General features: G+C 67.3%; 11 protein-coding genes, 1 tRNA gene and 1 pseudogene. 11 read left to right on the plus strand and 2 right to left on the minus strand.

Going from position 1 to position 14,181, the window contains the following annotated elements:
- Nucleotides 1–77: 77 nt before the first annotated feature.
- Nucleotides 78–1,151: pseudogene (locus AB0H86_RS42085) on the plus strand (UDP-N-acetylmuramate dehydrogenase); the annotation flags it as partial.
- A 53-nt stretch (nt 1,152–1,204) separates the two neighbouring features.
- Here the strand turns inward: AB0H86_RS42085 and AB0H86_RS42090 are convergent.
- Both AB0H86_RS42090 and AB0H86_RS42095 read right to left on the minus strand, forming a co-directional pair.
- A complete protein-coding gene (locus AB0H86_RS42090; RefSeq protein ID WP_362451297.1) occupies nt 1,205–2,245 on the minus strand; it encodes an adenosine deaminase in 1,041 nt (346 codons plus the stop codon).
- 130 nt (nt 2,246–2,375) lie between these two features.
- Complete coding sequence (locus AB0H86_RS42095) at nt 2,376–3,602, minus strand: pyridoxal phosphate-dependent aminotransferase (RefSeq protein ID WP_362451299.1); 1,227 nt, start codon at nt 3,600–3,602, stop codon at nt 2,376–2,378.
- Nucleotides 3,603–3,852: 250 nt separating this feature from the next.
- Between AB0H86_RS42095 and AB0H86_RS42100 the strand changes: the two genes are divergently transcribed.
- The 10 genes from AB0H86_RS42100 to rpoB all read left to right on the plus strand — a co-directional run bounded on the left by AB0H86_RS42100 (nt 3,853) and on the right by rpoB (nt 14,100).
- A tRNA-Trp gene (locus AB0H86_RS42100) sits at nt 3,853–3,925 on the plus strand.
- 110 nt (nt 3,926–4,035) lie between these two features.
- Nucleotides 4,036–4,320, plus strand: a complete 285-nt coding sequence (secE, locus tag AB0H86_RS42105) for a preprotein translocase subunit SecE (RefSeq protein ID WP_362451301.1) — start codon at nt 4,036–4,038, stop codon at nt 4,318–4,320.
- A gap of 81 nt (nt 4,321–4,401) precedes the next feature.
- Nucleotides 4,402–5,298: a transcription termination/antitermination protein NusG gene (gene nusG, locus AB0H86_RS42110; protein ID WP_362451303.1), complete on the plus strand. Its 897-nt coding sequence runs from the start codon at nt 4,402–4,404 to the stop codon at nt 5,296–5,298.
- 177 nt (nt 5,299–5,475) lie between these two features.
- A complete protein-coding gene (gene rplK, locus AB0H86_RS42115; protein WP_030359033.1) occupies nt 5,476–5,910 on the plus strand; it encodes a 50S ribosomal protein L11 in 435 nt (144 codons plus the stop codon).
- Nucleotides 5,911–6,016: 106 nt separating this feature from the next.
- Nucleotides 6,017–6,742 (plus strand): 50S ribosomal protein L1, encoded by a 726-nt coding sequence (gene rplA / locus AB0H86_RS42120; RefSeq protein ID WP_362451305.1) that lies wholly within the window; start codon nt 6,017–6,019, stop codon nt 6,740–6,742.
- Nucleotides 6,743–6,870: 128 nt separating this feature from the next.
- Nucleotides 6,871–7,722: an LppX_LprAFG lipoprotein gene (locus tag AB0H86_RS42125; protein ID WP_362451307.1), complete on the plus strand. Its 852-nt coding sequence runs from the start codon at nt 6,871–6,873 to the stop codon at nt 7,720–7,722.
- 90 nt (nt 7,723–7,812) lie between these two features.
- Nucleotides 7,813–8,670, plus strand: a complete 858-nt coding sequence (locus tag AB0H86_RS42130; protein WP_362451309.1) for a DUF1396 domain-containing protein — start codon at nt 7,813–7,815, stop codon at nt 8,668–8,670.
- 302 nt (nt 8,671–8,972) lie between these two features.
- On the plus strand, nt 8,973–9,503 hold the full coding sequence (gene rplJ, locus AB0H86_RS42135; RefSeq protein ID WP_362451312.1) for a 50S ribosomal protein L10: 531 nt from the start codon (nt 8,973–8,975) through the stop codon (nt 9,501–9,503).
- Between the two features lie 110 nt (nt 9,504–9,613).
- The gene (gene rplL / locus AB0H86_RS42140; protein WP_362451313.1) at nt 9,614–10,000 is read left to right on the plus strand and encodes a 50S ribosomal protein L7/L12; all 387 of its coding nucleotides are present in this window, start codon (nt 9,614–9,616) and stop codon (nt 9,998–10,000) included.
- 614 nt (nt 10,001–10,614) lie between these two features.
- A complete protein-coding gene (gene rpoB / locus AB0H86_RS42145; RefSeq protein ID WP_362451316.1) occupies nt 10,615–14,100 on the plus strand; it encodes a DNA-directed RNA polymerase subunit beta in 3,486 nt (1,161 codons plus the stop codon).
- Nucleotides 14,101–14,181 lie beyond the last annotated feature (81 nt).

Consider the following 14,181-nt stretch of genomic DNA (forward strand, 5'->3'; position numbering starts at 1 on the left):
CTCGGTGAGAAACCGATTCCGCGCCAGACCGAGGACGGACACCCCCGTCCCGTCCCCGACCCCCACCCCCGAAAGCGTCTCGTACTCTTGAGCCCGTGCAGGAACTCCACGACGCCCCCCTCGCCCCCCTGACCACCTTCCGCCTGGGCGGACCCGCGACTCGGCTGGTCACCGCGACGACCGACGCCGAGGTGATCGCCGCGGTTCGAGAGGCCGACGACACCGAAACGCCGCTGCTGATCATCGGCGGCGGCTCGAACCTGGTCATCGGGGACAAGGGCTTCGAAGGCACCGCACTGGTCATCGCCACCAGAGGCTTCACACTCCAGGGCGCTCACCTGGAACTGGCCGCCGGCGAGGTGTGGACGGACGCGGTAGCCCGCACCGTCGAACAGGGACTCGCCGGCGTCGAGTGCCTCGCAGGGATCCCCGGCTCAGCCGGCGCGACACCGATCCAGAACGTCGGGGCCTACGGTCAGGAAGTCTCGTCGACGATCACAGAAGTCGTCGCCTACGACCGCACCACGCGCACCACGGTCACCCTCACCAACGACGAGTGCGGCTTCTCCTACCGCCACAGCCGCTTCAAGGCCGACCCCGAGCGCTACGTCGTCCTGCGGGTCCGCTTCGCCCTGGAGAACGCGAACGGCCTCTCCGGCCCCATCAGGTACGCCGAGACCGCCCGCGCCCTCGGCGTCGCCCCCGGCGACCGCGTACCGCTGTCCGCCGCCCGCGAGACCGTGCTCAAGCTCCGCTCCGGCAAGGGCATGGTCCTCGACCCCGAGGACCACGACACCTGGTCCGCAGGCTCCTTCTTCACCAACCCGATCCTCACCGACGAGGAGTTCGCCAAGTTCCACGCACGCGTGCGGGACCGGCTGGGCGAGGACGTACAGCCGCCCGCGTACCCGGCCGGGAACGGCCGCACCAAGACCTCCGCCGCCTGGCTGATCGACAAGGCCGGCTTCACCAAGGGCTACGGCACCGGCCCCGCGCGGATCTCCACCAAGCACACCCTCGCCCTCACCAACCGGGGCAAGGCCACCACGGAGGACCTCCTCGCACTGGCCCGAGAGGTCGTCACCGGCGTCAACAACGCCTTCGGCATCACGCTGGTCAACGAGCCGGTGACAGTAGGCGTAACCCTCTGAAAACCCCCGCCCCGCCCTGCCCCGCCCCGAACCGCCTCCGCCCCACAAACGCGTCAGCCGACCGGCCCACTGAGCCAGGCGTCGATCCCCGCCAACAACCCGCCCCGCACATCATCCGGTGCCGCCGAAGCCCGTACCGACTGCCGTGCCAGTTCCGCCAGTTCCTGGTCCGTGAAGGCGTGGTACTCCCGCGCGATCTCGTACTGGGCCGCGACCCGGGAGCCGAACAGCAGCGGGTCGTCAGCACCCAGGGCCAACGGAACCCCCGCGTCGAAGAGCTTCCGCAGGGGCACGTCCTCGGGCTTCTCGTAGACGCCCAGGGCCACATTCGACGCCGGGCACACCTCGCACGTCACGCCCCGGTCGGCGAGCCGCTTCAGCAGCCGCGGATCCTCCGCCGCCCGCACCCCGTGGCCGATCCGGTGCGCGTGCAGGTCGTCGAGGCAGTCCCGCACCGACGCCGGCCCGGTCAGCTCACCACCGTGCGGGGCCGACAGAAGCCCACCGTCCCGCGCGATCCCGAACGCCCGGTCGAAGTCCCGCGCCATGCCCCGGCGCTCGTCGTTGGACAGACCGAAGCCGACGACACCCCGGTCCGCGTACCGCACGGCCAGCCGGGCCAGCGTCCGCGCGTCCAGCGGGTGTTTCATACGATTCGCGGCGACCACGACACGCATCCCGAGCCCGGTCTCCCGCATCGTCGTGTCCACCGCGTCGAGGATGATCTCCAGAGCCGGGATCAGACCGCCCAGGCGTGGCGCGTACGACGTCGGATCCACCTGGATCTCCAGCCAGCCCGAGCCGTCACGCAGGTCCTCCTCGGCAGCCTCCCGCACCAGGCGCTGGATGTCCTCGGGCTCCTGCACGCACGAGCGGGCCGCGTCGTACAGCCGTTGGAAACGGAACCAGCCCCGTTCGTCCGTCGCCCGTAGCTTCGGCGGCTCCCCGCTGGTCAGCGCCTCGGTCAGGGCATCGGGCAACCGCACACCGTGTTTGTCGGCCAGTTCCAGCACGGTGGTGGGCCGCATCGACCCGGTGAAGTGCAGGTGCAGATGGGCTTTAGGCAGCTCAGAGACATCACGTACACGCTCCATCCGAGGATCCTGCCGTACGCCCCCGCCGTCCCGGTACCACTTTCCCCTTTAGTGGTATTGCTCGCACAAACAAACCAAACAAACAGGGCCCCGCCTACGACAACGCGTAGGCGGGGCCCTGCGACGGTACTCAGTCCCGCGCCTCCGCGAGCAACTTCTGGATCCGCGCGACACCCTCGGCGAGGTCCTCGTCACCCAGGGCGTAGGACAGCCGCAGATACCCCGGCGTGCCGAAGGCCTCGCCCGGGACGACCGCGACCTCGGCCTCCTCCAGGATCAGCGCGGCCAGCTCGACCGTGTCCTGCGGCCGCTTGCCGCGGATCTCCTTGCCGAGCAGGCCCTTCACCGACGGGTACGCGTAGAAGGCGCCCTCGGGCTCGGGGCAGACCACGCCGTCGATCTCGTTGAGCAGCCGCACGATGGTCCTGCGCCGCCGGTCGAAGGCCTCGCGCATCTCGGCGACGGCGTCCAGGCCACCCGACACCGCGGCGAGCGCCGCGATCTGGGCCACGTTCGAGACGTTCGACGTGGCGTGCGACTGGAGGTTCGTCGCCGCCTTCACGACGTCCTTCGGGCCGATGATCCAGCCGACCCGCCAGCCCGTCATCGCGTAGGTCTTCGCGACACCGTTGACCACGATGCACTTGTCGCGCAGCTCCGGCAGGATCGCGGGCAGCGAGGTGAACTCGGCGTCGCCGTAGACGAGGTGCTCGTAGATCTCGTCGGTCAGCACCCACAGGCCGTGCTCGACGGCCCAGCGGCCGATCGCCTCGGCGTCCTCCGCGCTGTAGACCGCACCGGTCGGGTTGGACGGCGACACGAAGAGGACGACCTTCGTCTTCTCCGTACGGGCCGCCTCCAGCTGCTCCACGCTCACGCGGTAGCCGGTCGTCTCGTCCGCGACGACATCCACCGGGACACCGCCGGCCAGCCGGATCGACTCCGGGTACGTCGTCCAGTACGGCGCCGGGACGATGACCTCGTCGCCCGGGTCGAGGATCGCGGCGAAGGCCTCGTAGATCGCCTGCTTGCCACCGTTGGTGACGAGGATCTGCGACGGGTCGACCTCGTAGTTCGAGTCGCGCAGCGTCTTCGCGGCGATCGCGGCCTTCAGCTCGGGCAGACCACCGGCCGGGGTGTAGCGGTGGTACTTCGGGTTCTTGCAGGCCTCGACGGCCGCCTCGACGATGTAGTCCGGGGTCGGGAAGTCGGGCTCACCGGCGCCGAAGCCGATCACCGGCCGCCCGGCTGCCTTGAGGGCCTTGGCCTTGGCGTCCACGGCGAGGGTGGCGGACTCGGAGATCGCGCCGACTCGGGCGGAGACCCGGCGCTCGGTGGGAGGGGTTGCAGGGCTCATGGGCCCCATCGTTTCAGACTGGAAACTCCCACGGCACGGGGGTTTCACAGACTGAACAACCGCTGAACAACCGTCCGGATTCGGGCCCCACGCTGGACGATCTTCCGCGAACAACGCCCCTACTGGCACTTTCTGTTCGACGACCGGCCCCGAAACACGTACACTCTCACCTCGTTGGCCTTCAGCGGGCTGCGCTCAACCGGTGCCCACCGAGCACTCGGTCGGATGCGGTACGTTGGATGGCACACAAAGGGTCGTAGCTCAATTGGTAGAGCACTGGTCTCCAAAACCAGCGGTTGGGGGTTCAAGTCCCTCCGGCCCTGCTACACACACCTTCGCCAGGATGTGTGCACGCATGTACGTACAGCAATGCACCGCCGTGCGGCTCAGACCGGGCGCGGCACGGCCACGACCCGGAATCAGGTGAGGACGAGTGACGGACGCCGTGGGCTCCATCGACATGCCTGATGCCCAGGACGAGGCGCCGGAGTCCAAGAAGACTCGTAAGGGCGGCAAGCGGGCCAAGAAGGGTCCGCTGAAGCGTCTCGCGTTGTTCTACCGCCAGATCGTCGCGGAACTCCGCAAGGTCGTCTGGCCGTCACGCAGCCAGCTGACGACGTACGCGACCGTGGTGATCGTCTTCGTGCTCGTCATGATCGGCCTTGTGACCGTGATTGACTATGGTCTCGACCACGCCGCCAAGTACGTATTCGGCTGAGCACAGAGCGAAGGGCGCCGCGGTTACCGGCGCCCGTTTTCGCATGTTCCACCCCTATGTATCCAGGAAGAAGCAGCCACCGTGTCTGACCAGAACCTGAACGACGCCATCGAGCCACACGGGCAGGACGCCGAGTCCGTGGAAGACGAGCTCGAGATCGTCGAGGGCGCGGACGAGGACCTGGACGAGGTCGAGGCTGCCGACGCCGAAGCGGGCAAGCCCGCCGAGGAAGCCGCGCTCCACGCCGATGACGAGAGCGACGAAGCCGCCGAGGGCGCTGACGCCGAGGACACCGACGGTGAGCTCGCGGACGAGGCCGGAGAAGCGGAAGAGGCCGAGGAAGAAGAGCCGGCCGAGCCCGTCGACCCCGTGGTCGCCCTGCGCGAGGAACTGCGCACTCTCCCCGGCGAGTGGTACGTCATCCACACCTACGCCGGCTACGAGAACCGCGTGAAGACCAACCTGGAGCAGCGCGCCGTCTCCCTGAACGTCGAGGACTACATCTTCGCGGCCGAGGTGCCGCAGGAAGAGGTCGTCCAGATCAAGAACGGCGACCGGAAGACCATTCGTCAGAACAAGCTCCCCGGCTATGTGCTGGTGCGCATGGACCTGACGAACGAGTCCTGGGGCGTCGTCCGCAACACCCCCGGCGTCACCGGCTTCGTGGGCAACGCCTACGACCCGTACCCGCTGACCCTGGACGAGATCGTCAAGATGCTCGCTCCGGAGGCCGAGGAGAAGGCCGCCCGTGAGGCCGCCGAGGCCGAGGGCAAGCCGGCTCCGGCCCGCAAGGTCGAGGTCCAGGTCCTGGACTTCGAGGTCGGCGACTCGGTCACCGTCACCGACGGCCCGTTCGCCACGCTGCAGGCGACCATCAACGAGATCAACGCCGACTCGAAGAAGGTCAAGGGTCTCGTGGAGATCTTCGGTCGCGAGACGCCGGTCGAGCTGTCCTTCGACCAGATCCAGAAGAACTAGCTCCTCGGGGTCTTCTGGGCCTACCGCTTCCGACCAGGTCAGACGGGCTGCCTAAAGCCTGTCTGACCTGCTCGGTTTTTGGCCGCGCATCTATACCCGTTATCGTTGTGCGGTATGCCTTCATCCGGGACGCGACCCGGGCGCAGGCACATCCGATTCGAAAGGACCCGGAGAGCAATGCCTCCCAAGAAGAAGAAGGTCACGGGGCTCATCAAGCTCCAGATCCAGGCCGGTGCCGCCAACCCGGCTCCGCCGGTCGGCCCCGCGCTGGGTCAGCACGGCGTCAACATCATGGAGTTCTGCAAGGCGTACAACGCCGCGACCGAGTCGCAGCGTGGCTGGGTGATCCCGGTGGAGATCACGGTCTACGAGGACCGCTCCTTCACCTTCATCACCAAGACGCCGCCGGCCGCCAAGATGATCCTCAAGGCCGCGGGCGTGGAGAAGGGCTCCGGCGAGCCGCACAAGACCAAGGTCGCCAAGATCACCCAGGCGCAGGTCCGCGAGATCGCCACCACGAAGATGCCCGACCTCAACGCCAACGACCTGGACGCCGCGTCGAAGATCATCGCCGGCACCGCGCGTTCCATGGGCATCACGGTCGAGGGCTGAACCCCAGCCCCGTAGCACCTTCGTAGTACCCATGCGGCCTCGGCCGCACGTGGCAGGGCCTGCTCGGCCCGTACCACGACTCCTTTCAGAACACACAGGAGCAGTTGTGAGCAAGCGCAGCAAGGCTCTCCGCGCTGCGGACGCCAAGATCGACCGGGAGAAGTTCTACGCCCCGCTCGAGGCCGTCCGTCTCGCCAAGGAGACCTCCACGTCCAAGTTCGACGGCACCGTCGAGGTCGCCTTCCGTCTGGGTGTCGACCCGCGCAAGGCCGACCAGATGGTCCGTGGCACCGTGAACCTCCCGCACGGCACCGGTAAGACCGCCCGGGTCCTGGTCTTCGCGACCGGTGACCGTGCCGAGGCCGCGACCGCCGCGGGCGCCGACATCGTCGGCTCCGACGAGCTCATCGACGAGGTGGCGAAGGGCCGTCTGGACTTCGACGCCGTCGTCGCCACCCCGGACCTCATGGGCAAGGTCGGCCGCCTCGGCCGCGTCCTCGGCCCGCGTGGTCTGATGCCGAACCCGAAGACCGGCACCGTGACCCCGGACGTGGTCAAGGCCGTGACCGAGATCAAGGGCGGCAAGATCGAGTTCCGCGTCGACAAGCACTCGAACCTGCACTTCATCATCGGCAAGTCGTCCTTCGACGACACCAAGCTGGTGGAGAACTACGGCGCGGCCCTGGAGGAGATCCTCCGTCTGAAGCCGTCCGCCGCCAAGGGTCGCTACATCAAGAAGGCCGCGATCAGCACCACGATCGGCCCCGGCATTCCTCTCGACCCGAACCGCACCCGCAACCTCCTCGTCGAGGAGGACCCGGCGGGGCTCTGATCGGCCGAGCCTGCCGGATCGCCCAGTCGGCGACGGGCCCCGCACCTTCTGGGTGCGGGGCCCGTTCCCATGTGCGGGTGCCGTGCCCTGGGTTAGCGTGCGGACAGGGCAACGCCACGGGGGGACGTATGAAGTGCAGGAACGGGCGCGGGGCCGTCCTCGCGATCGCGATCGCGGCCGCGCTGACGGGCCTGGCCGCCTGTACCTCCTCCGAGTCCTCCGACAAGCCCGAGGGGGAGCGCCGGACGCGTTCCGCGTCCCATGCGGCCCTGCGCCTGGCCGAGCGGTCCACCGACCGCGCCGAGTCGGCCCGGATACGGTCCACGACCGTCATGGGCACCGAACTGTCCCTCAAGGCCGACGGCGTCCTCGGCTGGGGCAAGGGCCTCACCGGCACGCTGACCATCACGTACACCGGCGGCACGACGGCCGAGACGATGCGCGGGCTCGGCATCACCTCGATGGAGGCGCGCTATCTGTCCGACGCCTACTACGCGCACATGGGAGACACGTTCGCGAAGAAGGCTGGCGGCAAGCACTGGATCAAGTACGCCTACGACGACCTCGCGGACCTAGGCGGCGGCGCGACCTTCGGCGACCAGATGCGCAACACCACGCCGAACCAGTCGGTGCGGCTGCTGCTCGACTCCGAGGACGTGCGCGAGGTCGGCGAGGAGAAGGTCGACGGGCGGGCCACCACGCACTACTCCGGCACGGTGGACGTGGGCGAGGTGGCCGACGCGCGGCTGCGCAAGCAGCTCCAAGAGGCCGGTGTCACCACCGAGACTGTGGACATCTGGGTCGACGACCAGGATCTGCTGGTCAAGAAGGTCGAGAAGGGCAGGACCGCGACCGGCGAGTTGACCCAGACCGCCTACTACAGCGACTACGGCGTGCGGGTCTCCGTACGCGAGCCCCCGGCCGGCGACACCGAGGACTTCAGGATCCTGATGGAGCGGCAGGGCGGTTCGGCCTCCTGAGTCCCCGGGAATTCAGGGGTCCCGTTCCGCCTCCTGGGATACGCTCACGGCCTTGCTGTGAATGGTCCATGTGTTCCTTGGGGGGAATCAGTGGCGTCTTCCATACGTATGTCCTTACGGCGTAAATCAGCCGGCACCGGCCTCGCGGCCCTGCTCCTCGCCGCCGGTGCGGCGGGATGCGGGACGGAGAAGTCGCCGAGCATGACGCCGGCCGCGGCCGTCGCCAAGGCGGCGAAGAACACGGAGGACATCACGTCCTTCCGGTACCGCATGACCGGCCGCGTGCCCGAGGAGGGCCGTATCAAGGCCGATGCCTCGATGCGCACCAAGCCCACCGTGGCCATGAGCATGAAGATGACGGCGCTCGACCAGGGCGCGGACGGCACCGCGGAGATCCGGCTCGTCGACAAGGCCATGTACATCGGCGGGGGAGCCGCTGCGGCCAAGGAGATGGACGGCAAGAGCTGGATCAAGTTCGACATGTCCGCGCTGGGCGACAAGGGGCTCGGCGTCGGCGCGGGCACGCCGGGCGCGGGCCAGGCCGACCAGAACCCGGCGACCGAGTCCACCTTCCTCACCGGCGCCAAGGACGTGAAGAAGGTCGGCACCGAGACCGTCGAGGGCACCGAGACCACGCGCTACTCCGGCGTCGTCACCCTCAAGGACCTCAAGGCCTCCCTGAAGGACGAGGACAAGGCCACCCGCGAGCGGCGCGAGAAGAGCATCGAGCAGTACGAGAAGCTGGGCGTCGACGAACTCACGATGGACATGTGGGTGGACGGCGACGACCACACCAAGCAGTTCCGTATGCGGGGCGACGCCGACAAGGGTCCGCTCGACATGACCATCACCTTCCTCGACCTCAACAAGCCGGTGAGCGTGACGGCCCCGCCCGCCAAGGACACGATGGACCTCGCCGAGATGATGAAGGAAGCCCAGAACGGCTGACCGGACGCCGGGAGCCGAGCCCCGTACGACCGGATTTGCCTGACGGCGATTCGGTCGCGTACTCTCCTGAAGAAGCCAAAGACCGCTGGTCGTTGCCGTGTGCTCGCGAGAGGGCGCGGTGGCCGAAGGATCCGCTGCAAACCGCGGACGACCCGCGTAGGTGAATGTGGAAGTACTCCCGGAGTTCGCTGCTCACGCTGCGAAAACCGGTCGAGTTACGCCCCGTGCGCCTGCGCCGGGGCGTTTCGTTTCTCCCAGCCCCTTCCGAGCGGTCGTCATCACCCGGAAGGAGGCCGACGCTCATGGCAAGGCCCGACAAGGCTGCCGCGGTAGCCGAGCTCGCGGAGCAGTTCCGCAGCTCGAACGCCGCTGTGCTGACCGAGTACCGGGGTCTCACCGTCGCGCAGCTCAAGAACCTGCGCCGCTCGCTCGGTGAGAACGCCCAGTACGCCGTGGTGAAGAACACGCTGACCAAGATTGCGGCCAACGAGGCCGGGATCTCGACGCTCGACGACCTGTTCAACGGTCCGACGGCAGTTGCCTTCGTCACCGGTGACCCGGTGGAGTCGGCGAAGGGTCTTCGTGACTTCGCCAAGGACAACCCGAACCTCGTCATCAAGGGCGGTGTCCTTGACGGCAAGGCGCTGTCCGCCGACGAGATCAAGAAGCTTGCGGACCTCGAGTCCCGCGAGGTTCTGCTCTCCAAGCTGGCGGGTGCCTTCAAGGGCAAGCAGACTCAGGCTGCGCAGCTCTTCCAGGCGCTTCCCTCGAAGCTCGTCCGCACCGTGGACGCTCTTCGTGCCAAGCAGGACGAGCAGGGCGGTGCCGAGTAATTCGGCTCGCACACTGACCGCCGCCTGACGCGGTGGTCGACGCGGGCCGAACGTACGCCCGCCGACATGTACATCCGGCACCTGCCGATTTAAGTGGAAGGATCGCCCACATGGCGACGAAGCTGTCCCAGGAAGAGCTGCTCGAGCAGTTCGAGTCCCTCACCCTCATCGAGCTCTCCGAGTTCGTGAAGGCCTTCGAGGAGAAGTTCGACGTCACCGCCGCCGCCGCGGTCGCCGTTGCGGGCCCGGCCGGTCCGGCCGCCGCCGCCGAGGCCGTCGAGGAGCAGGACGAGTTCGACGTCATCCTCACGGGTGCCGGCGAGAAGAAGATCCAGGTCATCAAGGTCGTGCGTGAGCTGACCTCCCTGGGTCTGAAGGAGGCCAAGGACCTCGTGGACGGCGCCCCGAAGCCCGTCGTCGAGAAGGTCGCCAAGGAGGCCGCTGAGAAGGCCGCCGAGGCCCTCAAGGGCGCCGGCGCCTCCGTCGAGGTCAAGTGACCCCACGGAGTCCGCAGGACTCTCTCGCCGGCTGACACGGTCCCTCCGAGAGGGCTGTAACGCTGACGCATCGAAGAGCGATCATCCATCCGGGTGGTCGCTCTTCGGCGTTCCGGGGAGCCGGGCGGCGGCAACCTTGCACCGAGGTGGGTGCGGAGTATGGTGATCTTCGCCGTGTCTCCGGGCGTCCCCGGTGCGGGCTGTACGTGACGAGCGCAGCACCCGGTTCGGGCAAGGGGGGCCTTGACGAACCGCACGCAGCGCGCAATTCTCAGGACGCGTCGTCACAACGATCCGAATCCGAGGCATGGATCGGCGACGGAGAGGGCAGTATCAACGTGCGTTGAGGACGTGGGCTTGCCGAAGGTGTTGAGAACGACGAGGGTCTCAAAAACCCGCACTGGACATCAGTGTGCCAAGTGGCTACACTGACCCTTTGCGCTGCCTGTTAGCTGTCCCCTGCCCGTCACCAGGGGCATGCCCTCACTTGAGCACAGACGATCAGACCGAATCCGACCTGGCCCTTTGGGCTGGAGAGGGAAACGGCTGTCTCTGTGCCCCTGAGAGGGACCGGTACGCGCGTAGTGAGTCCGAGCCCTCGGAAGGACCCCCTCTTGGCCGCCTCGCGCACTGCCTCGACCGCGAATACGAACAACGCCGCCAGCACTGCCCCGCTGCGCATCTCTTTTGCAAAGATCAAGGAGCCCCTCGAGGTTCCGAACCTTCTCGCGCTGCAAACCGAGAGCTTTGACTGGCTGCTCGGCAACGACGCGTGGAAGGCTCGCGTCGAGGCGGCTCTCGAGTCCGGTCAGGACGTTCCCACCAAGTCCGGCCTGGAGGAGATCTTCGAGGAGATCTCTCCGATTGAGGACTTCTCCGGGTCGATGTCGCTGACGTTCCGCGACCACCGTTTCGAGCCTCCGAAGAACAGCATCGACGAGTGCAAGGACCGTGACTTCACGTACGCGGCCCCGCTCTTCGTGACGGCCGAATTCACCAACAACGAGACCGGCGAGATCAAGTCCCAGACCGTCTTCATGGGCGACTTCCCGCTCATGACCGGCAAGGGCACCTTCGTCATCAACGGCACCGAGCGTGTCGTGGTGTCGCAGCTGGTCCGCTCGCCCGGCGTCTACTTCGACTCCTCCATCGACAAGACGTCCGACAAGGACATCTTCTCCGCCAAGGTCATCCCGTCCCGGGGTGCCTGGCTCGAGCTGGAGATCGACAAGCGCGACATGGTCGGTGTCCGCATCGACCGCAAGCGCAAGCAGTCCGTCACCGTTCTGCTCAAGGCTCTCGGCTGGACGACCGAGCAGATCCTCGAGGAGTTCGGCGAGTACGAATCGATGCGCGCCACCCTGGAGAAGGACCACACCCAGGGCCAGGACGACGCGCTGCTCGACATCTACCGCAAGCTGCGTCCGGGCGAGCCCCCCACACGTGAGGCCGCGCAGACGCTTCTTGAGAACCTCTACTTCAACCCCAAGCGCTACGACCTCGCCAAGGTCGGCCGCTACAAGGTCAACAAGAAGCTGGGTGGGGAAGCTCCGCTGAACGCGGGCGTCCTGACCGTCGAGGACGTCATCTCGACGATCAAGTACCTGGTGAAGCTGCACGCCGGCGAGACCGAGACGGCCACTGACAACGGCACGACGATCGTCGTCGAGACCGATGACATCGACCACTTCGGCAACCGTCGTCTGCGCAGCGTCGGCGAGCTCATCCAGAACCAGGTCCGTACGGGTCTGGCGCGTATGGAGCGAGTCGTCCGTGAGCGCATGACGACCCAGGACGTCGAGGCGATCACGCCGCAGACCCTGATCAACATCCGGCCGGTCGTCGCCTCCATCAAGGAGTTCTTCGGCACCAGCCAGCTGTCGCAGTTCATGGACCAGAACAACCCGCTGTCGGGTCTCACCCACAAGCGCCGTCTGTCGGCTCTTGGCCCGGGTGGTCTCTCCCGTGAGCGGGCCGGCTTCGAGGTCCGTGACGTGCACCCGTCCCACTACGGACGCATGTGCCCGATCGAGACGCCCGAAGGCCCGAACATCGGTCTGATCGGTTCGCTCGCCTCGTACGGCCGCGTCAACGCGTTCGGCTTCGTCGAGACGCCGTACCGCCGGGTCACCGACGGTGTCGTCACCGACGAGGTCGACTACCTGACGGCCGACGAAGAGGACCGATTCGTCATCGCGCAGGCCAACGCCACGCTCGACGACGATCTGCGCTTCACCGAGAACCGCGTCCTGGTCCGCCGCCGTGGCGGCGAGGTCGACTACGTCCCCGGTGACGACGTGGACTACATGGACGTCTCGCCGCGCCAGATGGTGTCGGTCGCGACCGCCATGATCCCGTTCCTCGAGCACGACGACGCCAACCGTGCCCTCATGGGCGCGAACATGATGCGTCAGGCCGTGCCGCTCATCAAGAGCGAGGCCCCGCTCGTCGGCACCGGCATGGAGTACCGCTCCGCCGTCGACGCCGGCGACGTGGTCAAGGCCGAGAAGGACGGTGTGGTCCAGGAGGTCTCCGCGGACTACATCACCACGGCCAACGACGACGGCACGTACATCACATACCGCCTGGCCAAGTTCTCCCGCTCCAACCAGGGCACCTCGGTCAACCAGAAGGTCATCGTCAACGAGGGCGACCGGATCATCACCGGTCAGGTCCTCGCCGACGGCCCGGCCACCGAGAACGGCGAGATGGCCCTGGGCAAGAACCTGCTCGTGGCGTTCATGCCGTGGGAGGGTCACAACTACGAGGACGCGATCATCCTGTCGCAGCGCCTCGTGCAGGACGACGTCCTCTCCTCGATCCACATCGAGGAGCACGAGGTCGACGCCCGTGACACCAAGCTCGGCCCCGAGGAGATCACCCGGGACATCCCGAACGTCTCCGAGGAGGTCCTCGCCGACCTCGACGAGCGCGGCATCATCCGTATCGGTGCCGAGGTCGTCGCCGGCGACATCCTGGTCGGCAAGGTCACGCCCAAGGGCGAGACCGAGCTGACCCCGGAGGAGCGCCTGCTCCGCGCGATCTTCGGTGAGAAGGCCCGTGAGGTCCGTGACACCTCGCTGAAGGTGCCGCACGGCGAGATCGGCAAGGTCATCGGCGTCCGCGTCTTCGACCGCGAGGAGGGCGACGAGCTTCCCCCCGGTGTGAACCAGCTGGTGCGCGTGTACGTGGCGCAGAAGCGCAAGATCACCGACGGTGACAAGCTCGCCGGCCGACACGGCAACAAGGGCGTCATCTCGAAGATCCTGCCCATCGAGGACATGCCGTTCCTCGAGGACGGGACTCCGGTCGACATCATCCTCAACCCGCTCGGTGTCCCGTCCCGAATGAACCCGGGACAGGTCCTGGAGATCCACCTCGGCTGGCTCGCCAGTCGCGGCTGGGACGTCTCCGGCCTCGCGGACGAGTGGGCGCAGCGCCTGCAGCTCATCGGCGCCGACCAGGTCGACGCGGGTACGAACGTCGCGACCCCCGTCTTCGACGGTGCGCGTGAGGACGAGCTCGCGGGTCTGCTGAACCACACGATTCCGAACCGCGACGGCGAGCGCATGGTGCTCCCGACCGGCAAGGCACCGCTGTTCGACGGCCGCTCCGGCGAGCCGTTCCCGGAGCCGATCTCGGTCGGCTACATGTACATCCTGAAGCTGCACCACCTGGTCGACGACAAGCTGCACGCTCGTTCGACCGGTCCGTACTCGATGATCACCCAGCAGCCGCTGGGCGGTAAGGCCCAGTTCGGTGGCCAGCGCTTCGGCGAGATGGAGGTGTGGGCGCTGGAGGCATACGGCGCCGCGTACGCCCTCCAGGAACTGCTGACCATCAAGTCCGACGACGTCACCGGCCGCGTGAAGGTCTACGAGGCCATCGTCAAGGGCGAGAACATCCCCGAGCCCGGCATCCCCGAGTCCTTCAAGGTGCTCATCAAGGAGATGCAGTCGCTCTGCCTGAACGTGGAGGTGCTGTCCAGCGACGGCATGTCCATCGAGATGCGTGACACCGACGAGGACGTCTTCCGCGCAGCGGAGGAGCTCGGCATCGACCTGTCCCGGCGCGAGCCGAGCAGCGTCGAAGAGGTCTGACGGGAGTCCGGTACGGAGGTTCTGCGACAAGATCCAGAACCTCCGGCCGGCCCCAGGACCCCCGTTTCAGACCCCTAAGAC

Source organism: Streptomyces sp. NPDC050997, from assembly GCF_040660135.1.
Taxonomy (GTDB): domain Bacteria; phylum Actinomycetota; class Actinomycetes; order Streptomycetales; family Streptomycetaceae; genus Streptomyces.

Excerpts from the sequence above, each read along its gene's own strand:
- rplK (WP_030359033.1), top strand. The coding sequence starts at position 5,476 with ATGCCTCCCAAGAAGAAGAAGGTCACGGGGCTCATCAAGCTCCAGATC.
- AB0H86_RS42095 (WP_362451299.1), bottom strand. The coding sequence starts at position 3,602 with ATGAGCCCTGCAACCCCTCCCACCGAGCGCCGGGTCTCCGCCCGAGTC.
- AB0H86_RS42125 (WP_362451307.1), top strand. The coding sequence starts at position 6,871 with ATGAAGTGCAGGAACGGGCGCGGGGCCGTCCTCGCGATCGCGATCGCG.
- rplJ (WP_362451312.1), top strand. The coding sequence starts at position 8,973 with ATGGCAAGGCCCGACAAGGCTGCCGCGGTAGCCGAGCTCGCGGAGCAG.
- AB0H86_RS42090 (WP_362451297.1), bottom strand. The coding sequence starts at position 2,245 with ATGGAGCGTGTACGTGATGTCTCTGAGCTGCCTAAAGCCCATCTGCAC.
- rplL (WP_362451313.1), top strand. The coding sequence starts at position 9,614 with ATGGCGACGAAGCTGTCCCAGGAAGAGCTGCTCGAGCAGTTCGAGTCC.